This window comes from Curvivirga sp. (assembly GCF_965219885.1).
Lineage (GTDB): Bacteria > Pseudomonadota > Alphaproteobacteria > UBA8366 > Aestuariispiraceae > Curvivirga.
Genome location: NZ_CBDCOT010000009.1, coordinates 2,349,801 through 2,371,255 on the forward strand (window position 1 = coordinate 2,349,801; position 21,455 = coordinate 2,371,255).

Consider the following 21,455-nt stretch of genomic DNA (forward strand, 5'->3'; position numbering starts at 1 on the left):
AACGAATTGAAAATAGGAAGGTAATTCGGAAGATAAATCAACGATTTTCATCAAGTTTATATTTTAAATTTAAGGCCTTAGTTAGCCCCGTTTTTTTTAATTTACGAATAGCTTTTTTGAAAATACCGAGCATCTCTGGAGACGTGGATTTGGAAACGATCATCCACAATGGAACTGTAATAATCGGCTTTCCGATGATCGGTTTCTTTTTTAAAACGCCGGAATTATACAACCATTGTGCTGCATGTTTTGACGTGTACCAAGCCTGAACCCGATTACCATTCAACATTCTTGCACTGGCATGACTGTTGTTGTTCGGTGCGAGATTTTCATCAAAACCTAGCTCGCGTAGCTGATCTTCAATTCTGCTTGCTCGGTAAACAGCAATTGAGTCCAGTTTTTTGGCTTCCTCAATTGTATTGATCGCAGGGCCTATTGTTGTGACAAATGACCAAGATACATCTGTGGTATTATCTACCCAATGAAACAAATCTTCCCGATAGGGTGTACGTGCCATTTGAAGCATAATGACGTTTGGTGTGTTTTGTACCAATTTATAAGCTCTTGCCCAGGGCAGGATTTTTGGGGACGGACGGATATCCAAGCCTGTGGATTGCAATTCATCAATCAATGCATAGCTTAAATCGACCAACATGCCGGCATCTTCGTTTTTCACCCGCATGATCAGTGGTGGGATTTCCGATAAGAAGATCTGTGGTCTGTGGATATGGCCTGCTGTATGGTCGGCATGACTGACTGACTCACTCATACAGAATAGAAAAAAGCTTATTATACCCACGGTAATATTATAATACCGCAATGCTTGCCCCCTGAAATAATTCGCTTTATTAGCAGGGGATCATAAAGCATCACAAAATTCATGCAAGAATTGTTTTTAATGTATTTGATAAATTACATCTGCAAATCTCGCATCACCCGGGGTTAGCAAGTCACAACTGGCTACATGTACAGAATGTAAGGGCCCATCAATATTTTCTTCCCAGAAATTTATAAGCTTATGAATTTCGGGATAATCAGGAAGCAGGTCATAGGTTTGCCAGATAAAACTTTGTAAGATCGTTGGATGATCTGGCATATGATAAAGGAATTCAGCCGTAGCCAAACGATAACCTTGTAACTGTAATTCCAAATCGGACGGCTCCGATTGTATTGAGTTAATGGTAGGGGATTTTGGTTGATTTGGACCTGTCATAGGCATCCTCCATATTTATTTTCGATACATTCAGTATAAACTATTTTTAAAATCTTTCCTAATATTTTCAATGAATTAGCACTGTATATCGGAGAGTGCTGACAAAATTTTCCAGAATCACTTGAAAAGGGGGATGGGAAGGATTATCTGTTTTTCGGTCGCTTTTGTTAGCAGCCTCACTTTGAGAGTGCTAATGGAAGTTACAAGGGAAGATAAACTTCCCGAAATTTGAACAGGGTGTTTGTTCATTTTGGAAGGACACCCGTAACCTTTGTCTTATTATATGAGAGGGTTTATCTGATGGCATTCAGACCTTTACATGATCGTGTTCTTGTTCGTCGCGTAGACGCAGAAGAAAAAACAGCTGGCGGCATTATCTTGCCAGACTCCGCACAAGAAAAACCAATGCAAGGTGAAGTTGTTGCTGCAGGCAACGGCGTACGTGGCGACGACGGTGAATTCCGTGCGTTGGACGTAAAAGCTGGTGATGCTGTATTGTTCGGCAAATGGTCCGGTACAGAGATCAAATTGGACGGCGAAGAGTTCTTGATCATGAAAGAAAGCGACATCTTGGGTGTATTGTCCTAATCGGACAAAACACTTTTAGAACCGCTTATTTTACAAGCCTTATTTAAATACACTGCCTGAAAGGGGTATATTCCATGGCTAAAGAAGTTAAATTTTCAACCGAAGCTCGCACTAAGATGCTTGAGGGTGTTGATATCCTAGCAAACGCTGTAAAAGTTACATTGGGTCCAAAAGGCCGTAACGTTGTTCTAGACAAATCTTTTGGTGCACCACGCATCACAAAAGACGGTGTTTCTGTAGCTAAAGAAATCGATTTGGAAGATAAATTCCAAAACATGGGCGCACAAATGGTGCGTGAAGTTGCTTCCAAAACAAACGACCTTGCTGGTGACGGTACAACAACCGCGACAGTTTTGGCACAAGCAATCATCCGTGAAGGCGCAAAAGCTGTTGCAGCAGGCCTAAACCCAATGGACTTGAAGCGCGGCATCGATGCTGCTGCTGATTCTGTTGTTGGTGACTTGTTGGCACGCGCTAAGAAAATCACATCCAACGAAGAAATTGCACAAGTTGGCACAATCTCCGCTAACGGTGATGCAGAAGTTGGTGAAATGCTAGCTGAAGCAATGCAAAAAGTTGGCAACGAAGGCGTTATCTCTGTTGAGGAAGCAAAAGGCTTGGAAACAGAATTGGACGTTGTAGAAGGTATGCAGTTCGACCGCGGTTACCTATCTCCATACTTCGTAACAGACAGCGAAAAAATGAAAGCTGTTTTGGAAGAGCCATTGATCTTGTTGCACGAGAAGAAATTGTCTTCTCTACAACCAATGCTTCCAATCTTGGAATCTGCAGTTCAATCTTCCCGTCCATTGTTGATCATCGCTGAAGACATCGAAGGCGAAGCATTGGCAACATTGGTTGTGAACAAACTACGTGGTGGTTTGAAAATTGCTGCTGTTAAAGCACCTGGTTTCGGTGACCGTCGTAAAGCTATGTTGGAAGACATCGCGATCCTAACAGGTGGCGAAGTTATCTCCGAAGACACAGGCATGAAGCTTGAAAACGTAACAATCGACATGTTGGGTACAGCGAAACGCGTTGAAATCTCTAAAGAAGAGACAACAATCGTTGACGGTTCCGGCGAAGCAGACGCTATCCAAGCTCGCGTTGGTCAAATCCGCGCATTGGCTGAAGAAAGCACATCTGATTACGACCGTGAAAAATTGCAAGAACGTTTGGCTAAACTAGCTGGCGGTGTCGCAGTTGTTAAAGTTGGCGGCGCAACAGAGATCGAAGTTAAAGAACGTAAAGATCGCGTTGACGATGCATTGAACGCAACACGTGCTGCTGTTGAAGAAGGCATTGTTGCTGGTGGTGGTACAGCATTGTTGTTCGCTACTAAGAAATTGGACTCTGTTGAAGTTGACAACAACGATCAAAAAGTTGGTGTTGATATCGTTCGTCGTGCATTGCAAGCGCCAGTTCGTCAAATCGCTGAAAACGCGGGTGTTGACGGCGCTGTTGTTGCTGGCAAATTGTTGGAAGGCGACGAAGCAATTGGTTACAACGCACAAACAGGTGAATATACAGACCTGATTGCTGGCGGTGTTATCGATCCGGTTAAAGTTGTACGTACTGCATTGCAAGACGCTGCATCTGTTGCTTCCTTGTTGATCACAACAGAAGCTATGGTTGCTGATAAGCCTGAAGAAGGCGGCGCTGGCGGTATGCCTCCAATGCCAGGTGGCATGGGCGGCATGGGCGGCATGGGCGGCATGATGTAATCAGCCAAGCCCAGAGCACTGCTCGACAGCTTAAAAATTAAAAAAGGCGGTTCCGATTGGAGCCGCCTTTTTTAGTAATTAAGTAATAAGAGAAATTAACTAGGTTAAGATTGTTGTATTCTCTTCTGCATCTTCTTTCATGCGTTCTTCGATTTTCTTATCGACTTCCAGTTTTTCTTCCTGACTTAAAGCTGCATATTCTTCAGGTGTCATACCAAGTTCACGGAGTAGGCTCTCGAAATAACGTTCTTCTGGTGTTTTCTGCATATAATCAAGGAACCAATTGCGTGCAGAAGCTTCATTACTTTCTTCCGCATCTTCATCAGCACCATCTTCAGTTTCAGAACCTGCAGCTGCAGTCTTTTGATTGAAATCTAATGGCTTACCATTGGCATTGACGACTAAATTCCCATCACCATCGAAATCAAGGGTGATCTTCTCATTAAACTGAGAGGTGGAACCTGTTTCAGCTATCTGTTGGAAGGCATTAAAATGGCTCGCCATTGCCGCAAGGGTATGAAGCTCATTTTCCAATCCCGGCGAAGAAGATAACGCATTCATAAATTCTTCTTTATAGGGGTAATCCTGTGGAAGCTGAATTTGTCCCTGATTATCATAACTGATCTGGGAGGGGCCTTCAGGAATATGATTGGATTTCAAAAGCTGTTGCAGGCGTTCTTCCGTATGCTGACGGATTGCCTGCATATTGCTTTTATTTGGCATCAAAATAGGAATGTCATCTATATCAATGGGGCCGCCATACGTAGTAGGGGCAAAATACTCGTCTAGATTAAGAGTTATCTTACCATGGCTGGTTTCCATCACGGCTGATGCATTAGGCTTGATATCGGATGTATCTTCTTGTCCAATCTGAGAAGCATTAAAAAGTGTTTCTGCTTCTTGATTTTTTTTGGTTGAACTTACCTGTTGAGAAGAGTTTGGCGTATCATCATTGCCGACTGTGTAACTATTGCCCTGTGGTTGAGACGTCTGAGTGGAAGATTTTTCCACCTCTGTGACGGGCTGCACTTTTTGCTTCGAAGCTTCATCGGTTGGTCTATATACCTCATTTCGTTGAGTTAAATAGCTATAGAGCGAGTTATCATTGCTTGAAACATACATGATTTTGCCAATCCCGTTTATCGATATACATATCCTATGGGTTTATTAAGCAATTTTCGTTCCAGTTTTTATTGTATAGGTTGTAAAATTAGCCGTGATTTTTGCATTTCTGGTCGATTTTAGAATTGAGGCTAAGGAATAAATGATCATACTAGGCTTGTTTCTCAGGGCGGGGTGAAATTCCCCACCGGCGGTAACTTGAAAAGAGGAGTTTTCAAGAAGCCCGCGAGCGCTTCCTTTAATAAGGGAAGGTCCAGCAGATCTGGTGTAATTCCAGAGCCGACGGTCATAGTCCGGATGGAAGAGAAAAAGGAAGGAGTACTATCTGCATCTAGATAGGGCACCTTGCTATATGACGCCCTGTTTTCTGTAATTGGCAACATGATAAGGAAGAAAGCCATGTCCGAAAACAAGTCTGAAAGCGTTTATAAAATTGCTTTTATCCAAGCTAAATGGTTTAGCGACATTGTGGGGGAAGCCCGCAAATCATTCCAAATTAAAATCGATGAATTAACCGATTATAATGCGTCTGTTGATGTCTTTGATGTGCCGGGTGCTTATGAAGCACCATTATTGGCAAAGAAACTGGCAAAGACAGGCAAATACGAAGCTATTGTTGTTGCCGCACTTGTGACAGATGGCGGTATCTATCGCCATGAATTTGTGGCGGATGCTGTGATTTCCGGCATGATGCAAGTACAACTTGAAACCGAAGTTCCAGTCTTAAGTGTTTCCCTGACCCCACATCATTATCATGGTCAGGATCATCATGATTATTTCTTTGCCCATTTCACCAAAAAAGGCAAAGAAGCCGCAGATGCTGCTTATATGACCATCAACAATATGCGGTCATTGGGTTAAAGAAAACGGCTCCTTCGGGAGCCGTTTTTCGTTTGATTGCAAGAATATTGTTGGCATCTATATAGGCTGGGTTGTAAAAATAAAATATTGTTAAAAATAAAAAATGCTAAAGGGGAAGTAAAAATGAAGGCGCATGGAAGTTGCTTGTGTAAGGCAGTGGAATTTTCATTTGAGGTGAAGGATAAGCATTTTGACGCCTGCCATTGCTCCGTCTGTCGGGGATGGGGAGGTGGTCCTTCCTTTACCGTAGAGGTCGCAGGTGAACTTGAATTGAAAGGGGAGGAAAATGTATCTCTTTATGAATCAAGTGACTGGGCCGAACGTGGATTTTGTAAGAAATGCGGGACAAACCTGTTCTATCGTCTTAAAGATAAATCCCATAATTACTGTAATTTCAATTTAGGTACGCTTCAGGGCCATGAAGAATTTGAATTTAGAACTCAAATCTTTACAGATTCAAAGCCTGATAATTACAGTTTCGCCAATCAAACCAAAGAAATGACAGAACAAGAAGTTCTTGAAAGTTTTGGTGCTGGTTAGTTGAGCCAGTCCATAAACCGTCTCACAAAAACTGTTTTATGATCGAGTGGTTTTCTGGAGATATTTCTGGCACATACAAAAATATGACGCTTACTGGCTTGCAGTTTTCTGGTCATGCACTTAAATAGGGGACGACGTGATCTGCGCTGACGCGTGAATTCATACAACTATCCCGGGGGCTATAACTTTTCCTTAGGGAACTGCCTCTGGTCGGATCGTGGTCCGGCTACCGTGGTGCCCACCTGACTTGTCAGGCTCCGGAGGATTTTAAAATGGACACGGCAGAGGTGGACACGTCACGATTATTTTTAAAGGCATCTATGAAAACGCCTTTATAAGGATATTGAATATGTCTTTGCCATTAGCAGAAGTTAAACAAGCAGCCCGCAAAGCGGCTTCCAAAATTCGTAAAGAAGTTGCCGCACAAGATGATGGTTCTGCCTCTCTTGAGATATTTGCGCAATTACAAGAAGCTGGCTTGTTTAAAGATGGTCTTGTGATTTCAGGTTTTTTACCGATCGGGTCAGAAATTGATACACGTCCGATTTTGGAAAAATGCCGTGAGCTCGGCATGGTTATTTCCCTGCCATGTGTAGAAGCAGTTGATGCGCCTTTGACTTTCCGTAAATGGCATCCAGATGATGAACTGGTGAAAGAAAGCTTTGGGACCATGGCACCTGCACCAAGCGCAGAAGAAGTACAGCCGGATATTATTCTATCCCCCATGTTGGCATTTGACCGTGAAGGTTTCCGTTTGGGCTATGGCGGTGGTTTTTATGATCGCTCCCTTGAAAAATTACGTAAGGTAAAATCTACCGTGGCAATTGGTGTTGCTTATGCTGGGCAAGAAATTGACGCTGTGCCACATGACCATCTGGATCAACCGTTGGATATGGTGGTCACGGAAAAGGAAGTGATACGACCATGAGATTTCTGTTTCTAGGGGATATTGTCGGCAAGGCGGGTCGTCGTGCTGTTCAGGATTATTTGCCGGATTTACGTGACGAATTAAAACTGGATTTCGTTGTGGCGAATGGCGAAAACGCCGCCCATGGATTTGGTTTAACGGAAAGCACGGCAAACGATTTGTTTGATGCAGGTGTGGATTCTATCACATCCGGTAACCATGCTTGGGACAAGATCGAAGTCATTGGTTTGATGGAACGTGATGACCGTATCATTCGTCCGGCTAATTTTGCCGAAGGCTCACCGGGTAAGGGCGGGGCGGTTTACCAAACACCATCTGGTCATTCGATCCTTGTGATTAACATCATGGGGCGTTTGTTTATGGAGCCTCTTGATAATCCATGGGAAGCCTTGGATCGGTTATTGCCACCAGGCTTGCCGGGGGATTATGGGCTGGATGCAGTTTTGGTGGATTTCCATGCGGAAGCCACGTCTGAAAAATATACTTGCGGTCATTATTGTGACGGACGTGCAAGCCTAGTGGTTGGTACACATACCCATGTGCCAACGGGGGATGCGCAAATCCTTGAAAATGGAACCGGCTATCAAACTGACGCGGGCATGTGCGGGGATTATGATTCCATTATTGGTATGGGCAAGGAAGAATGTCTGGCGCGTAATACAGGCACAATCCCTAAACCACGTCTTTCTCCTGCTGAAGGGGATGGTACCTTATGCGGTGTTTTTGTGGAAACGGATCCCAAAACTGGTTTGGCATCGCGCTGTGAATCGGTTCGTGTTGGACCGCGTTTGCATCGCGCTGTGCCAATCGTAGATTAATTTATTTTTCAGGACTGGCGGAAAACTCGGCCTTTTCTGTGTTCACCATGAAAAAATAGATGACAAATGGCTGGTATTTAGTAAAACAGCCACAGTGAATTTGCGCGCGAGTATATATCTTGCGACGTTGACGAAGAATTTTAAGTAAGGTGAGGATCGAACCTATGGCAGGTCATTCCAAGTTTAAGAACATTATGCATCGCAAAGGCGCGCAAGATAAGAAGCGCGCAGGTCTATTTGCGAAATTGTCCAAAGAGATCATGATCGCAGCGAAAATGGGCGGCGATGATCCGGATTCCAACGCACGTTTGCGTTTGGCGATTGCGACAGCACGTTCCAACTCTATGCCTAAAGACAATATCCAACGTGCGGTACAAAAAGGTGCCGGCGGTGGCGAAGCGGATTTGATGGAAGAAATTCGCTATGAAGGTTACGGTCCGGGCGGCATTGCTGTCTTGGTTGACGTGATGACAGATAACCGTAACCGTTCTGCGGCTGATGTGCGCGCGGCTTTCAGTAAAGCTGGCGGTAACTTGGGGGAAACAGGTTCTGTATCCTTTATGTTTGATCGCGTTGGTGAGATTGTATTCCCGGCGGAAGTTGCAGATGAAGACACAATGTTTGAAGAAGCTTTGGAAGCGGGCGCAGATGAAGTTGTAACAGGTGACGAAGAACATGAAATCCTTTGCCAGCCAGAAGATTTGCACGAAGTTGCAGGTGTGTTGGGTGAGAAATTCGGTGATCCAAAAGCATGTAAGCTTTCTTGGAAGCCACAAAATCTTGTTCCTGTAGAAGCTGCTGATAAAGCGGAAAGCTTGTTGAAGTTCATGGATGTATTGGATGATCTGGATGACGTGCAAAACGTAACAGCCAATTTCGATATTTCTGATGAAATCATGGAAAAGCTGGCTGCGGGCTAACGAATCCTATATCGGATAAAGGGCAGCTTGCAGATGTGAGCTGCCCTTTTTGATTCTTAAGGTTTTTTTGAGGTTTCTATGCCAACCAGAATTATCGGTTTTGATCCGGGATTGCGCAACACAGGTTGGGGGGTTATTGACATGGAAGGTAACCACATCACCTATGTGGATAGCGGGACTGCGCGTCCGCCGACCGATTGGACAATGGCAGACCGTCTAAAAGCCTTACATGATATGTTGATGATGGTGTTGGAACGATACGATCCACAAGAAGCCGCGGTAGAAGAAACCTTCCTCAATAAAAACCCGGGCACGACCTTAAAGCTCGGTCATGCGCGTGGCGTGGTCCTTGTTGCACCAGCCCTATACGGCCTTCCAGTTGCAGAATATTCAGCAAAATCAGTGAAGCAAGCTGTGGTTGGCACAGGGGCAGCCACCAAAGATCAGATTGGTGTAATGGTTAGAACCTTGTTACCGAACTGTAACCCACGTAGTGAAGATGCTGCCGATGCCTTGGCTGTTGCAATATGTCATGGACATAATCGGACTCATGATACGATCGTAAAAAGTGTTTTAAAGCAATAGGTTGCATTTGTTTTAAATCTTAGGTTATTGGTGTTGTATCTGTTCCAGTATAAGTGTAATAGCGGATATACGGTAATCAATTTACCATATGAACTAGGAAGTTTTTTGTCTTGTTCGTATGTTCAGGATTGTCATGTATCCCTTAGTTAGAAATTGCAAAGATTTTTCAGCTTGAATGTCTAAAAGAGAGAAATAAATTGAGAACACTATTATTGACTTGCACTATGTTTTTATTAACTGCATGCGCGGCAATGTTTTTAACTAAAGATAGCTATGTTGCTTACGAAGCTAAGATTCAATCTAATATTGAGAGTTTCGAGAAATGCGTTTTGGATACGAACCAAAGTAAGGGAGTATTTGAAAAGCTAGCATTACAAAGCATTAAGTTTAAAGATATCCCTCATAAGGTATATTTATTTAGTTATGATGTAATATACGGTTACAAAATTTCCTCACCTAATGATCTTCAAGAATTTGGAACGCTAGTTTTAACTTCTCTAGAAAGTGATGATATTCAAGTTTCCTATAACAGCAAATTTCCAAGTTCTGGAAAAGTGAATTTAGACAAAGACAACATGGTTCTCTTGGTTCAGGCGTGTGCTAAGGATAAGCTTCTTAGTGATCAATACTACACAACTTCAGTTAAGAAAGCGGTCTTTTAGAAAAATTTAGTTTAGTGCTTTGCAACTAAGCATATTTACTCAGCTTAATTTGCTAATAGTAATCCGTAGACAATACGGAGCGACTCACGCACATTGGTCTTCTTGCATTTTCAAAGGATAGATCGGGAGAAGACGACAGTGATTTCCATGCTAAAAGGGTTGGTGGATACCATTGCCGAGGATTATGTGGTTCTGGATGTGAATGGTGTGGGCTATCAGGCCTTCTGTTCTCGTCGTACTTTATCCCAAATGCCGTCCGTTGGCGAAGCGACCCGCTTGGAAATTGAAACCCATGTGCGTGAAGATCACATCCATCTATATGGCTTTATTGATGAGATGGAACGTGATTGGTTCAAATTGCTCACCACTGTTCAAGGTGTGGGCGCACGTGTGTGTCTTGCGATCCTGTCTGTACTTGGACCAGATGAGTTGGTGCAAGCGATTGCTGCGCAGGATAAAGCGGCTGTTGCCCGTGCCAATGGTGTTGGGCCGAAACTTGCAGGGCGTATTGTACTTGAGCTGAAAGACAAAGTTGCGAAATTCTCTCTTGGTGGTGCAGCTTTGGCGGATAAGAAAACTGCGGCCAAAGAAAGCAAGGCTTCGGCACCCGTTGCGAATATTGCGGATGATGCTGTGTCTGCGCTGGTTAATCTTGGCTATGGTCGTAGTGATGCCTATACAGCTGTTGTAAAAGCCGCACAGGCGATGGGCGATGAGGCAACTGTCGAAGCATTAATTCCAGCGGCCTTAAAGGAGCTTAGCCAGTAATGAGTGATAGCTTCTCTCCGTTTGATGATGGGCCATTTGATGATAGCCGCGTGGTATCCCCAGAAACGCAGTCATCAGATAAGATCGGTCATAAAGATTCGACACGTCCGACATCCTTGGATGACTTTATTGGTCAGAAAGATGTACGCGAAAATCTTAAAGTCTTTATCGAAGCTGCACGTCAACGTGGCGATGCTATGGACCATACATTGTTTTATGGCCCGCCGGGTTTGGGTAAAACCACATTGGCACAAATCGTTTCACATGAACTAGGCGTAAGTTTCCGTGCCACATCCGGCCCTGTAATTGCCAAGGCAGGAGATTTAGCGGCTTTGCTAACCAATCTGCAGCCGCGTGATGTTTTGTTTATTGATGAAATCCATCGTCTTAATCCAGCAGTCGAAGAAATTCTCTATCCTGCCATGGAAGATTTTCAACTGGATTTGATTATTGGTGAGGGGCCTGCTGCGCGATCCGTCAGAATTGATTTGCCGCCATTTACTTTGGTTGGGGCAACCACCCGTGCGGGCTTGATCACAACACCATTAAGAGAACGTTTCGGTATCCCGTTACATATGAACTTCTATACGGAAGATGAGCTGACAACGATTGTAAGTCGTGGCGCACGTCTGTTGGATATGAATATGGCCGAAGATGGCGCACGCGAAGTGGCAAGACGTAGCCGCGGCACACCGCGTGTGGCTGGTCGTTTGTTGCGCCGTGTACGTGATTTCTCTGCGGTTGCAGGGCATGAAGTCGTGAATGCAGAAGCAGCAGATGCGGCTTTATTGCGTATGGATGTGGATAATAGTGGTCTTGATAAAATGGACCGTCTGTATCTTTCCTGCATGGCAGATAATTATGGCGGTGGGCCGGTCGGTGTTGAAACCTTGGCAGCAGCCCTTGCCAATGAACGTGATGTTTTGGAAGAAGTTGTTGAACCATTTTTGATCCAGCAAGGTCTGGTACAGCGCACCCCAAGAGGGCGCATGCTGACACCAACGGGATGGGCTTATATTGATCGAAAACCACCAACGGATGTGACCAAGACAACGGCACAATTAGGATTACTGGATGATGAGTAAGGATAGCTCAAAAATCTATGATCCCGCCATATTGTTGCCGCAATGGGATGGTCAAGTGCACAAGCTGCCAATCCGCGTTTATTACGAAGATACGGATGCAGGTGGAATCGTGTATCACAGTGTCTATGTAAATTATGCAGAAAGAGGGCGAACGGAAATACTTCGGGCCATCGGTTATAACCAAAGCCGTCTGGTAGAAGAGGAAGATATTCTTTTTGCTGTGAGAAGTATGACAGTTGATTTTCGCCGTCCGGCAGTTCTGGATGACTTGTTAACGGTGGAAACACGGGTGAAAGATATTAAAGGCGCATCCTTTGTAATGGATCAACGAGTGATGCGTGAAGAAGAATTATTGGTTGGACTAGAAGTAAAAATTGCATCTATTTCGACTGAGAAACGTCCGATAAGGACACCAAAGCATATTTTGAATGCAATGCAGGGCCTTTAAGGCAAGGTCACTAAACTGGATAGAAACGAAATCAGGGAAGTCTGAAAGATGGAAGAAACAGCAGTAAACTTAGCCGCGGTTGCAGATACAGAAGTGTATGAACTTTCAATCATGCATCTTTTTTGGCAAGCGGATATAGTTGTAAAAACCGTGATGATCATGTTGATCGTTGCATCTGTCTGGTGCTGGGCCATTATCATTGATAAAACCATGCGTATTTCCAAAGTATCGCGCAAAGCATCCAAGTTTGAAGAAGCTTTCTGGTCCGGAGGATCTTTGGATGATTTATATGATCGCATTGGCACTCATCCGGCAGATCCTATGTCCTCTATTTTCGTTGCGGCAATGAAGGAATGGCGTCATGCATCCAACCGTGCATTGGCATCAAATGGCGGTGTGAATTTATACGAACGTATTGATCGTGTGATGCAGGTAACGCTGTCTCGTGAAATTGGCCGTTTGGAGCGTCATCTCACTTTCTTGGCAACTGTTGGGTCTTCTGCAACTTTTGTTGGATTATTCGGAACTGTCTGGGGAATTATGAATAGTTTTACTGCGATTGCAGCAAGTAAACAAACAAGCTTGGCAGTTGTTGCCCCTGGTATTGCGGAGGCGTTATTTGCGACAGCACTTGGTTTGGTTGCTGCGATCCCTGCGACAGTTGCTTATAACAAAATCTCTAGCGATCTTGGCAAATTAGCAGGTCGTTTGGATGGGTTTTCTGGTGAATTTTCCGCCATTATTTCTCGTCAATTGGATGAAGGGAAATAATCATGGCTGGCTCTACAATGGGGCGTCAAGGTCGTGGGGGACATGGCACCAAACAACGCTATCAACAAATGTCAGAAATCAATGTGACACCTTTTGTTGATGTTATGTTGGTATTGTTGATTGTCTTCATGGTGACAGCACCTTTGATGACAGTAGGCGTACCTGTTGATTTACCTAAAACCAAAGCAGCACAAATTAACGATAGTGAGGAACCATTGGTTCTTTCCATTGATGCGGATGGTCTTCTGTATATTCAAGAAACATCTGTTGAACTGGATGCTTTAGTGCCTCGACTTCAGGCGATTACAGGTAATAATCCGGATATCCGCATCTTTGTACGTGGTGATAAATCGATACCATACGGGCAGGTGATGGAAGTCATGGGACTTGTATCTTCTGCGGGTTTCAAAAAGGTAGCACTTCTTGCGAAGTTGCCCGGTCAAAATTAATTCAGTGTTTTTATTCGGTTAGTTCATCCATGCGCGGTCCAGTCATAGCATCGGTAGTTTTTCATATAGTGATTTTTCTTGTCACTTATTTTGGCTTGCCTGATTTTAATCGTAGTTTGGATTTGCCGCCGCCTCCTGTATTTGTGGAAATGGTGAGCGAAGAAGAATTAGCCGCATTGGAAGAGGCGCCTAAACCTGAGCCAAAGCCTGTACCACAGCAAAAAGCGCCACCACCTCCTCCGCCACTGCCGCCTGCACCAACACCTGCGCCGGAACCTGAGCCAGAGCCAGAAGTTGAACCTGAACCGGAACCAGAAGCCGAACCCGTTCCTGAGGAAGTGAAAAAGCCGGAGCCTAAAAAGCCGGAACCGAAGCCAAAACCTGCGCCTGTCGTAAAGCAGCCGCGCCCATCTGCGAAACCACAGGAACCGCAACAAGCTAAGAAACCGGAAAAGCCTAAAAATGATTTGGCTTCTGTTTTAAAAACAGTACAGAAGCTTGAGGATACACCTCAGCCAAAGCCTGAACCGGAAGAGAAAAAAGAAGATAAGAAAGAGTTGGCACTAGCGGATATTCTAAAGAATGCGCAAAAGCCAAAAGCGAATACACAAACGCCGCGCCGTCAGGTTCGCGATGCTAGTGAACTTTTGTCTAGCAGTGAATTGGATGCCGTTAAGCGTCAGATTGCAAATTGCTGGTCCATCCAGCCTGGTGCAAGAAATGCGGAAGATCTGATTGTAAAACTTCGCGTTACCATGAATCCTGATAGAACCGTTCGTACGGTGGAGGTGATCAAAGGGAGCGGTGGTAATCCTTTCCAAGGGGCCGCAGAACGAAGTGCGCAAGCGGCTGTTTATAAATGTAGTCCATTACGTCTGCCTGCAGATAAATATGATGTGTGGAATATTATTAACTTCACCTTTGATCCGAAACAGATGTTTGGATAAAAAAGGTAAAGAAATTCGAATATGTCAGGAAAATGACACATTTGCCTTATAAGAACGGGCATCCAGTGATTTCTGGTATAAAAAGAAAACGTGAATAAATGAGATGGGAAAGAGATCGATGTCTATGAAATCAATGTTTGTGAAAACACGGCATTTGATCGTGATGATTTCTGGCTTGCTGATGGTGTCCAATATGGCCCGTGCGGAAGTCAATATTGATATTACGCAAGGGAATGTTGATCCATTGCCGATTGCAATTACAAACTTTATTGGTGAATTAGCCCCTGAACACCAAATCGGACGCGATATGTCTGAAGTTATTTCAAATGATTTGAACCGTTCCGGTATCTTTCGAACCATAGATTCAAAAGCGTTTATTCAAAAGATCGACTCTGCAGGTGTACGTCCACGTTATTCCGATTGGCGTGTTATCAATGCACAGGTTTTGATGACAGGTGGTATTGAACTTGAACCAGACGGCATGATGAAGGTCAAATATTATTTATGGGATGTATTTGCCGAAGAACGTCTTGCCGGATTGGCTTTCAATACGGAACAAAGCAATTGGCGTCGTGTGGCTCATCTGATTGCTGATAAGATCTATGAGAAGTTAACAGGTGAAAACGGCTATTTTGATTCCAGAATTGTTTATGTCGCGGAAAGTGGTAAGAAAACGTCACGCAAGAAACGCTTGGCTATTATGGATCAAGATGGTGCAAATCATATGTTCTTAACTGATGGTGTTGATTTGGTATTAACACCTCGTTTCTCCCCAAAGCGTCATGAAATTACATACCTAAGCTATTTTAATGATCGCCCACGTGTATATTTATTTAATATCCAAACAGGCCGTCAGGAAATGTTAGGTGATTTTGCAGGTATGACTTTTGCGCCACGCTTTTCTCCTGATGGGGACAGCATTGTGATGAGTTATGCTGCGAATGGTAATACTGATATTTATTTGATGGATTTACGTACGCGCCAGTCCAAGCGATTAACAAGAGGGAAAGGCATTGAAACGTCTCCTTCCTTTAGTCCTGATGGCAAATATATCACTTATAATGCTGACCGTGGCGGTAGCCCTCAAATCTATGTTATGAAAGCAGATGGATCTGATGCTCATCGAATTAGTTTTGGTAAGGGAAGTTATTCGACGCCAGTTTGGTCACCTCGTGGAGATTTGATCGCTTTTACTAAGTTTACTCAAGGTAAATTCCATATTGGTGTTATGCGTACGGATGGTTCCGGCGAGCGCTTATTGTCACAATCCTTTTTGGATGAGGGCCCTACATGGTCGCCAAATGGTCGTGTCTTGATGTTTTTCCGCCAAGACCGTGGTGATAAAGGTAAGACACGCCTGTATTCAATTGATTTGACGGGTAACAACTTACGTGAAGTGATTACTCCGGGGGATGCGTCTGATCCTGCATGGTCTCCACTTAATCCATAAGGAGAAGAATACTATTTGGTAATTAGCTGCAATTTAATATTTATTTGCCAATAAAATATAGGCGAAATAAAAATTGTTATTCTTTTGTGAAAATTACTAAAAAGATATTAAGAATGGTTGAAATAATTGAAATACCATGCTTAATTACATATTAGAGAAGGTTTTTCTTGATGCTTTTAGCTTAATCTTGATTTCCTGTGGGGGAATTCATAGATGAAATTAGTATCAGATCGCAGGAATAAGCCTGCAATTAAACAATAACTAAGTCATTGGTTTGGCTTTGCATTTAGGGGATGCTCTTATGCGCTTTAAAATTCTAAGTTTGCTCGCTGCATTGGTTCTCGTAGCCGCTTGTGAAACAGCTCCAGAAGAATCAGCAGGTGGTAACACAGGCGGTAATACAGGTGGTAGCACACAAGCTGCTGGTACTGACGGTTCTAATGGTGGCACTAACCTTAATGAAATCGTAGCTGGTTCTGAAACTGACTTTGTTGTCAATGTTGGTGACCGTGTGTTTTTCAACTATGACCGTTCTGATTTATCTTCCGATGCGCAATCCGCTTTAGCGAAACAAGCAGCATGGTTGTTGCAATACCCACAAGTTATGATCCAGGTTGAAGGTCATTGTGATGAGCGCGGTACACGTGAATACAACTTGGCTTTGGGTGAGCGTCGTGCGAACTCTGTAAAAGAATATCTGACAAGTTTGGGTGTCGCTGCTGATCGTATCTCAACAATCTCTTACGGTAAGGAACGTCCAGCTGTTGAAGGTTCCAACAAAGAAGCATGGGCGCAAAACCGTCGCGGTGTTTCCCGTGTTGTAGGTGGTGCGAACTCCTAATAATTTAGGATATGCAAGTTTAGAATGAGGCGGGCTTTTGTCCGCCTTTTTCTTTTGTAAAATATGGAACATGAAGAAGGAAAAGCCTTTTTCTTGCCGTATTGTATTGCTAAAAAGATATATTATTCAGTAGTTATAGCTGTATCTTCATCTGACTAGGAACAATAGAATGACAAAACGGATTTTTGCTAAGTTTACGTCTGGGCTTAAATTTGGGGCGATGGCGATGATTGTAGCCGGTGGCGTGGTTATCGCTCAACCTGTTGCTGCGCAATCCAATGAAATAGCTGCTATGCAAAATCAGATGAATAGTTTGCGTCAAGCAATTAAAGATCTACAGCTTAAAGTTTATAAGGGACAGGATCCTGAAAAAATAGATCTTTTAAGTGGCGGGGATAACCCGACCAAAGCTCAGGTTAGTCAAGTTCAGGCAAAAATTTTGGAATTGGAAGAGTCTTTACGTGACTTAACAGGCCAATATGAAGTGCTTGATAATCGTGCACGTCGTATTGAAAATCGTCTTGATAAATTAATTGAAGATATTGATTTTCGGTTAACTGCACTTGAGAGTGGAACTCCAATTGGCGCAACTACAGGAGCTGCAGTTACGACGGCTAACGATCCTGCTGTGGTGGGACAAGCTACAACTGTTGTTTCTTCTACAGGTGCAACGACCACGGCATCCCCTACAATTTCCAATCAGGAAGGTGTGTTAGGCACTTTATCAGAACAACAACTTCAGAATTTCCAAAATAATACGCCAGTACAGCAGGATGGGGAGCTTGCTAATTCTTCGCAGACAACTGGTGGTTCCATTACGACAACGGAGGCCTTACCAGAAACAGAAGGTTCAGGCGTCATTTCGGTGACACCGCGTTTTGATACGCCAGAAGCAGAGTATAAAGCGGCCTACGGTTTACTTCAAAAACATGACTGGGACGGTGCAGAGCGTGCGATGAAAGGGTTTATTGATCATTATCCAGACCATTCCCTTGTAGGGAATGCTATGTATTGGTTAGGGGAAACTCATTATGCTCGCAAGCAATATGGTGAAGCGATGAGCAGTTTTGCAGCGACTTACCAGCATAATGAAAAAGGGCGTAAAGCGCCCGATAGTCTCTTGAAACTTGGTATGTCTCTTGCGCAGTTAGGCGAGGTTGATCAATCATGCGTTACATATGATATCTTGCTGACCAAACATTCTGATGCCAATCAAGTTGTTTTACGTAAGGCACAACAACGAAAAGAGGCACAAAACTGTCCTGCACAATAAGCGGGAATTGTGCACTACATATGTCCAAGTTAGAGCAGGTAGGGTTTCAACATTTTATGTCACAGGTTCTTAAAGAACCTGAAAGCCTCAAAAAGATTGCTGTTGCTTGTTCCGGTGGCGCCGACAGTATGGCTTTATGTCATATGTTACACAGATGGTGTCAGAATTATGGAGTTCAGCTCACTGCTTTAATTGTTGATCATGGTTTGCGTTCAGAAAGTGCTGATGAAGCACGTTTAACCCATTCAAGACTTCAGGGCTTGGGAATAGAGTCGTTTATTCTCTCTGATCCTAATTCAGCAATCCATGGTAATATTCAAAGTCGGGCGCGTGATCTAAGATATAATCTGATGTTGGATTGGTGTAAAACCCATCAAGTAACTCATCTATGTCTAGGCCATCACAAGGATGATCAGGCAGAAACTTTTTTATTGCGCTTGGCAAGAGGAAGTGGTCCTTCAGGTTTATCCGCCATGAAAAAGATAGAGAAGCGGCAAGAGTTAACTATTCTTCGCCCTTTATTATCATGTTCGAAAGAAGAACTTGTCAGCTATCTTCGGGACCTGAAACTTGATTGGGTAGAAGATCCAAGTAACCAGTTAGATAAGTTTGATCGGGTAAAGTTTAGAAAGCTTTCACCGCTTTTATCCGACGCTGGTTTGACTTCTGATCGGTTATCAAAGACAGCCACTGTTATGGCAGATACACAAGATGCGATTGATTGGGCAACGAAACAGGCTTTGTATGACAGCATGAAGATCTATGACGTTGGATGCTATACAGTTGAAAAAGCATGTTTAATGAACTTGCCGAAGGCAATTACTCTTCGTGCGTTATCTCTTATGATTTCATCGGCTAGTGGACATATTTATCCACCAGAATTATCGATGCTTGAGCAAGTATATCAAAATTTTAATAAGGTAGATTATGGTGCAACCTGTTTTGGTGCCCAATTACATTCGCGTGGTGATGTTTTATGGATAGGACGAGAAATCTCCAAAATTGATGCTACGAAGAGGAATGACTGGGATGGGCGGTTCAAAATTGATGGACTACCTCATGGTTTCTTAGTTCGCCCTATCGGCGATGCTGGGTGGAAAAGTTGGTGCATTGAACAGAAGAAAACAAAGAAAGATTGTATCTATCCTGCTTTTGTTCGAAATGGTGTTCCTGCGCTTTATAAAGAGGAGACTTTTGTGAGGCCTCTTTTTCCTCTTTTTGAGGAAGATCGGTTGGAAAATCATGAAATTTGGTCAAATTTTAAGATTCATTTTAATATTCCATCACAATTTGACGATTTCACCTTTTCAACTGCCCTTTCCGACACTATGTAAGAGGTCCGGTTTGCTTTTAAATTCTGTTTTCCTCCTGTATGATGAAAACAACAACAAAGTTTCGGGGAACTGTCTTATGTCATCTAGATGAAATGATATGACGTAAGATATAATAATTGCGAAAATAATTAAGGCATTGGATCGTGAATTTATTCGGACGCAATATGGCTCTTTGGATTGTCATCATTTTATTGATGGTCTTCCTGTTTAATGTATTTCAAGGTTCTGGGTCGCAAAATAGCGGCACACAGACTGCTTATTCTGACTTCATCGCGCAAGTTGAACAAGGCGGTGTGAAGGATGTAACCATCACTGGTCAGAATATTTCTGGTCATTTTTCAACTGGTGAGTCTTTCAAAACATTCGCACCTCATGACCCTCTCTTGGTTGATCGTTTGACCAAATCAGGGGTTCGCGTAGAAGCTGTACCACCTGAAGGGAAAAGTATCCTTTTCGAGATTCTCGTAGGCTGGTTCCCAATGCTATTGTTGATTGGTGTTTGGATTTTCTTCATGCGTCAGATGCAAGGTGGCGGTAAAGGCGCTATGGGGTTTGGTAAATCCAAAGCTAAGTTGCTAAATGAAAAGATGGGCCGCGTTACATTTGAAGATGTTGCTGGTATCGAAGAAGCTAAAGGTGAGCTTGAAGAAGTGGTTGAGTTCTTGCGTGACCCGCAAAAATTCCAACGTCTTGGCGGCAAAATTCCAAAAGGTGTATTGCTTGTAGGCCCTCCGGGTACAGGTAAAACTCTTACCGCACGCGCAGTTGCAGGTGAAGCAAATGTGCCGTTTTTCACGATTTCTGGTTCCGACTTTGTTGAAATGTTCGTTGGTGTGGGTGCTTCCCGTGTTCGTGACATGTTTGAACAAGGTAAGAAAAATGCACCATGCATTATCTTTATTGATGAGATCGATGCTGTTGGTCGTCATCGTGGTGCTGGTCTTGGTGGCGGTAATGATGAGCGTGAACAGACATTGAACCAGCTATTGGTTGAGATGGATGGTTTTGAAGCGAATGAAGGTGTTATTCTTATCGCTGCGACCAACCGTCCTGATGTATTAGACCCTGCATTGTTGCGTCCAGGACGTTTCGACCGTCAGGTTGTCGTGCCAAACCCAGATATCATGGGCCGCGAGAAAATTCTTAAGGTTCATATGAAGAAAACACCTTTGGCGCCAGATGTGGATGCAAAAATCATCGCACGTGGTACACCTGGTTTTTCTGGTGCGGATTTAGCCAACTTGGTGAATGAAGCCGCTTTATTAGCCGCTCGTCGTAATCGTCGCGTTGTTTCCATGCAGGAATTTGAAGACGCAAAAGATAAAGTTATGATGGGCGCTGAACGCCGTTCCATGGTGATGACGGAAGAAGAGAAAAAACTTACAGCTTACCATGAAGCGGGTCATGCTGTGGTGATGTTGCATGCTAAAGGTCATGAACCTTTACATAAAGTGACAATCATTCCTCGCGGTCGTGCATTAGGTGTGACCATGTGGTTGCCGGAACGTGATCGTTTGAGCCAGTCAGAAACTGAACTTCGTGCAATGCTGGCATCTATGTTTGGTGGCCGCGTTGCTGAGGAAATGATTTTTGGCAAAGAGAATATTACGACTGGTGCTTCTAATGACATCATGCAGGCAACTAAAATTGCCCGTTCCATGGTGACTGAATATGGTTTCTCTGACAAATTAGGCCGTTTGCGTTACAGCTCAAACCAAGAAGAAGTTTTCCTAGGTCATTCTGTAGCACAAGAGAAAAATGTTTCTGACGCAACAGCGCAATTGATCGACGAAGAAGTGCGTCGTTTTGTGGAAGAAGGTGAGGCCGAAGCGCTTCGTATTCTGACTGAAAATAAAGATGAGCTAGAAGCAATTGCGCAAGGCTTATTGGAATATGAAACATTGGATCGTGACGAAGTTGATGCCTTAATAAAAGGAGATAAAATTCGTCAAGCGACAGAGGATGATGACCAAGATAGCGGTGAGAAGAAAGTTCATACTTCTGTACCGACAACGTCTTCTTCTAAACCTGCTGGTGGAAATACACCGGATGGTGCGACACCTGATCCTGCAGAATAGTATTATCTCTGTAATCAAGATGATGAGGGCTGGCCTTTATGGCTGGCCCT

23 protein-coding genes and 1 riboswitch are annotated in these 21,455 nt (G+C 43.7%); of the genes, 20 read left to right on the forward strand and 3 right to left on the reverse strand.

Annotation, left to right across the window (positions count from 1 at the left end; genetic code table 11):
• Positions 1 to 37 precede the first annotated feature (37 nt).
• Positions 38 to 769 carry a substrate-binding periplasmic protein gene (locus ACOQOA_RS16575; protein WP_420549709.1) on the reverse strand — a complete coding sequence of 244 codons (732 nt, stop codon included), beginning with the start codon at positions 767 to 769 and terminating at the stop codon, positions 38 to 40.
• A 126-nt stretch (positions 770 to 895) separates the two neighbouring features.
• A complete protein-coding gene (locus tag ACOQOA_RS16580) occupies positions 896 to 1,213 on the reverse strand; it encodes an usg protein (RefSeq protein WP_420549710.1) in 318 nt (105 codons plus the stop codon).
• Positions 1,214 to 1,513: 300 nt separating this feature from the next.
• On the opposite strand from ACOQOA_RS16580, the gene groES reads away from it, so the two are divergent.
• The gene (groES, locus tag ACOQOA_RS16585; protein WP_420549711.1) at positions 1,514 to 1,801 is read left to right on the forward strand and encodes a co-chaperone GroES; all 288 of its coding nucleotides are present in this window, start codon (positions 1,514 to 1,516) and stop codon (positions 1,799 to 1,801) included.
• A gap of 74 nt (positions 1,802 to 1,875) precedes the next feature.
• Positions 1,876 to 3,525, forward strand: coding sequence for a chaperonin GroEL (gene groL / locus ACOQOA_RS16590; RefSeq protein WP_420549712.1), 1,650 nt, complete (start codon positions 1,876 to 1,878; stop codon positions 3,523 to 3,525).
• Between the two features lie 99 nt (positions 3,526 to 3,624).
• Here the strand turns inward: groL and ACOQOA_RS16595 are convergent, their stop codons facing one another.
• A complete protein-coding gene (locus tag ACOQOA_RS16595; RefSeq protein WP_420549713.1) occupies positions 3,625 to 4,647 on the reverse strand; it encodes a hypothetical protein in 1,023 nt (340 codons plus the stop codon).
• Between the two features lie 156 nt (positions 4,648 to 4,803).
• Positions 4,804 to 4,960, forward strand: a riboswitch (FMN riboswitch).
• Positions 4,961 to 5,046: 86 nt separating this feature from the next.
• Between ACOQOA_RS16595 and ACOQOA_RS16600 the strand changes: the two genes are divergently transcribed.
• From ACOQOA_RS16600 to ftsH, 18 genes are all read left to right on the forward strand, one after another.
• Positions 5,047 to 5,508 (forward strand): 6,7-dimethyl-8-ribityllumazine synthase, encoded by a 462-nt coding sequence (locus tag ACOQOA_RS16600; RefSeq protein ID WP_420549714.1) that lies wholly within the window; start codon positions 5,047 to 5,049, stop codon positions 5,506 to 5,508.
• Positions 5,509 to 5,631: 123 nt separating this feature from the next.
• Positions 5,632 to 6,048, forward strand: coding sequence for a GFA family protein (locus ACOQOA_RS16605; protein ID WP_420549715.1), 417 nt, complete (start codon positions 5,632 to 5,634; stop codon positions 6,046 to 6,048).
• 349 nt (positions 6,049 to 6,397) lie between these two features.
• Positions 6,398 to 6,976, forward strand: a complete 579-nt coding sequence (locus tag ACOQOA_RS16610) for a 5-formyltetrahydrofolate cyclo-ligase (RefSeq protein WP_420549716.1) — start codon at positions 6,398 to 6,400, stop codon at positions 6,974 to 6,976.
• A complete protein-coding gene (locus tag ACOQOA_RS16615; RefSeq protein WP_420549717.1) occupies positions 6,973 to 7,794 on the forward strand; it encodes a TIGR00282 family metallophosphoesterase in 822 nt (273 codons plus the stop codon). The genes ACOQOA_RS16610 and ACOQOA_RS16615 overlap by 4 nt, the downstream gene beginning before the upstream one ends.
• 164 nt (positions 7,795 to 7,958) lie before the next feature.
• Complete coding sequence (locus ACOQOA_RS16620) at positions 7,959 to 8,714, forward strand: YebC/PmpR family DNA-binding transcriptional regulator (RefSeq protein WP_420549718.1); 756 nt, start codon at positions 7,959 to 7,961, stop codon at positions 8,712 to 8,714.
• Positions 8,715 to 8,792: 78 nt separating this feature from the next.
• Positions 8,793 to 9,299, forward strand: coding sequence for a crossover junction endodeoxyribonuclease RuvC (gene ruvC / locus ACOQOA_RS16625; RefSeq protein WP_420549719.1), 507 nt, complete (start codon positions 8,793 to 8,795; stop codon positions 9,297 to 9,299).
• A 224-nt stretch (positions 9,300 to 9,523) separates the two neighbouring features.
• Entirely contained in the window at positions 9,524 to 9,961 is a 438-nt protein-coding gene (locus tag ACOQOA_RS16630) for a hypothetical protein (protein WP_420549720.1), read from the forward strand.
• Positions 9,962 to 10,099: 138 nt separating this feature from the next.
• Positions 10,100 to 10,729 (forward strand): Holliday junction branch migration protein RuvA, encoded by a 630-nt coding sequence (gene ruvA / locus ACOQOA_RS16635; protein WP_420549721.1) that lies wholly within the window; start codon positions 10,100 to 10,102, stop codon positions 10,727 to 10,729.
• Positions 10,729 to 11,814, forward strand: a complete 1,086-nt coding sequence (gene ruvB / locus ACOQOA_RS16640) for a Holliday junction branch migration DNA helicase RuvB (RefSeq protein ID WP_420549722.1) — start codon at positions 10,729 to 10,731, stop codon at positions 11,812 to 11,814. Before ruvA ends, ruvB begins: the two co-directional genes overlap by 1 nt.
• A complete protein-coding gene (gene ybgC, locus ACOQOA_RS16645; RefSeq protein WP_420549723.1) occupies positions 11,804 to 12,262 on the forward strand; it encodes a tol-pal system-associated acyl-CoA thioesterase in 459 nt (152 codons plus the stop codon). The genes ruvB and ybgC overlap by 11 nt, the downstream gene beginning before the upstream one ends.
• A 48-nt stretch (positions 12,263 to 12,310) precedes the next feature.
• Positions 12,311 to 13,033, forward strand: a complete 723-nt coding sequence (tolQ, locus tag ACOQOA_RS16650) for a protein TolQ (protein ID WP_420549724.1) — start codon at positions 12,311 to 12,313, stop codon at positions 13,031 to 13,033.
• Between the two features lie 2 nt (positions 13,034 to 13,035).
• The gene (gene tolR / locus ACOQOA_RS16655) at positions 13,036 to 13,482 is read left to right on the forward strand and encodes a protein TolR (protein WP_420549725.1); all 447 of its coding nucleotides are present in this window, start codon (positions 13,036 to 13,038) and stop codon (positions 13,480 to 13,482) included.
• A gap of 29 nt (positions 13,483 to 13,511) precedes the next feature.
• The gene (locus ACOQOA_RS16660; protein WP_420549726.1) at positions 13,512 to 14,429 is read left to right on the forward strand and encodes a cell envelope integrity protein TolA; all 918 of its coding nucleotides are present in this window, start codon (positions 13,512 to 13,514) and stop codon (positions 14,427 to 14,429) included.
• Positions 14,430 to 14,547: 118 nt separating this feature from the next.
• Positions 14,548 to 15,879, forward strand: coding sequence for a Tol-Pal system beta propeller repeat protein TolB (gene tolB, locus ACOQOA_RS16665; protein WP_420549727.1), 1,332 nt, complete (start codon positions 14,548 to 14,550; stop codon positions 15,877 to 15,879).
• Between the two features lie 301 nt (positions 15,880 to 16,180).
• Positions 16,181 to 16,720 carry a peptidoglycan-associated lipoprotein Pal gene (gene pal, locus ACOQOA_RS16670; RefSeq protein ID WP_420549728.1) on the forward strand — a complete coding sequence of 180 codons (540 nt, stop codon included), beginning with the start codon at positions 16,181 to 16,183 and terminating at the stop codon, positions 16,718 to 16,720.
• Positions 16,721 to 16,889: 169 nt separating this feature from the next.
• Positions 16,890 to 17,993: a tol-pal system protein YbgF gene (gene ybgF / locus ACOQOA_RS16675; RefSeq protein WP_420549729.1), complete on the forward strand. Its 1,104-nt coding sequence runs from the start codon at positions 16,890 to 16,892 to the stop codon at positions 17,991 to 17,993.
• A 56-nt stretch (positions 17,994 to 18,049) separates the two neighbouring features.
• On the forward strand, positions 18,050 to 19,327 hold the full coding sequence (tilS, locus tag ACOQOA_RS16680; RefSeq protein ID WP_420549730.1) for a tRNA lysidine(34) synthetase TilS: 1,278 nt from the start codon (positions 18,050 to 18,052) through the stop codon (positions 19,325 to 19,327).
• 143 nt (positions 19,328 to 19,470) lie between these two features.
• Positions 19,471 to 21,405: an ATP-dependent zinc metalloprotease FtsH gene (ftsH, locus tag ACOQOA_RS16685; protein ID WP_420549731.1), complete on the forward strand. Its 1,935-nt coding sequence runs from the start codon at positions 19,471 to 19,473 to the stop codon at positions 21,403 to 21,405.
• The last annotated feature ends 50 nt before the right edge of the window (positions 21,406 to 21,455 follow it).

Coding starts and splice junctions, on each gene's coding strand:
- ACOQOA_RS16575 (WP_420549709.1), bottom strand. CDS start 769: ATGAGTGAGTCAGTCAGTCATGCCGACCATACAGCAGGCCATATCCAC.
- ACOQOA_RS16580 (WP_420549710.1), bottom strand. CDS start 1,213: ATGACAGGTCCAAATCAACCAAAATCCCCTACCATTAACTCAATACAA.
- groES (WP_420549711.1), top strand. CDS start 1,514: ATGGCATTCAGACCTTTACATGATCGTGTTCTTGTTCGTCGCGTAGAC.
- groL (WP_420549712.1), top strand. CDS start 1,876: ATGGCTAAAGAAGTTAAATTTTCAACCGAAGCTCGCACTAAGATGCTT.
- ACOQOA_RS16595 (WP_420549713.1), bottom strand. CDS start 4,647: ATGTATGTTTCAAGCAATGATAACTCGCTCTATAGCTATTTAACTCAA.
- ACOQOA_RS16600 (WP_420549714.1), top strand. CDS start 5,047: ATGTCCGAAAACAAGTCTGAAAGCGTTTATAAAATTGCTTTTATCCAA.
- ACOQOA_RS16605 (WP_420549715.1), top strand. CDS start 5,632: ATGAAGGCGCATGGAAGTTGCTTGTGTAAGGCAGTGGAATTTTCATTT.
- ACOQOA_RS16610 (WP_420549716.1), top strand. CDS start 6,398: ATGTCTTTGCCATTAGCAGAAGTTAAACAAGCAGCCCGCAAAGCGGCT.
- ACOQOA_RS16615 (WP_420549717.1), top strand. CDS start 6,973: ATGAGATTTCTGTTTCTAGGGGATATTGTCGGCAAGGCGGGTCGTCGT.
- ACOQOA_RS16620 (WP_420549718.1), top strand. CDS start 7,959: ATGGCAGGTCATTCCAAGTTTAAGAACATTATGCATCGCAAAGGCGCG.
- ruvC (WP_420549719.1), top strand. CDS start 8,793: ATGCCAACCAGAATTATCGGTTTTGATCCGGGATTGCGCAACACAGGT.
- ACOQOA_RS16630 (WP_420549720.1), top strand. CDS start 9,524: ATGTTTTTATTAACTGCATGCGCGGCAATGTTTTTAACTAAAGATAGC.
- ruvB (WP_420549722.1), top strand. CDS start 10,729: ATGAGTGATAGCTTCTCTCCGTTTGATGATGGGCCATTTGATGATAGC.
- ybgC (WP_420549723.1), top strand. CDS start 11,804: ATGATGAGTAAGGATAGCTCAAAAATCTATGATCCCGCCATATTGTTG.
- tolQ (WP_420549724.1), top strand. CDS start 12,311: ATGGAAGAAACAGCAGTAAACTTAGCCGCGGTTGCAGATACAGAAGTG.
- tolR (WP_420549725.1), top strand. CDS start 13,036: ATGGCTGGCTCTACAATGGGGCGTCAAGGTCGTGGGGGACATGGCACC.
- ACOQOA_RS16660 (WP_420549726.1), top strand. CDS start 13,512: ATGCGCGGTCCAGTCATAGCATCGGTAGTTTTTCATATAGTGATTTTT.
- tolB (WP_420549727.1), top strand. CDS start 14,548: ATGTCTATGAAATCAATGTTTGTGAAAACACGGCATTTGATCGTGATG.
- pal (WP_420549728.1), top strand. CDS start 16,181: ATGCGCTTTAAAATTCTAAGTTTGCTCGCTGCATTGGTTCTCGTAGCC.
- ybgF (WP_420549729.1), top strand. CDS start 16,890: ATGACAAAACGGATTTTTGCTAAGTTTACGTCTGGGCTTAAATTTGGG.
- tilS (WP_420549730.1), top strand. CDS start 18,050: ATGTCACAGGTTCTTAAAGAACCTGAAAGCCTCAAAAAGATTGCTGTT.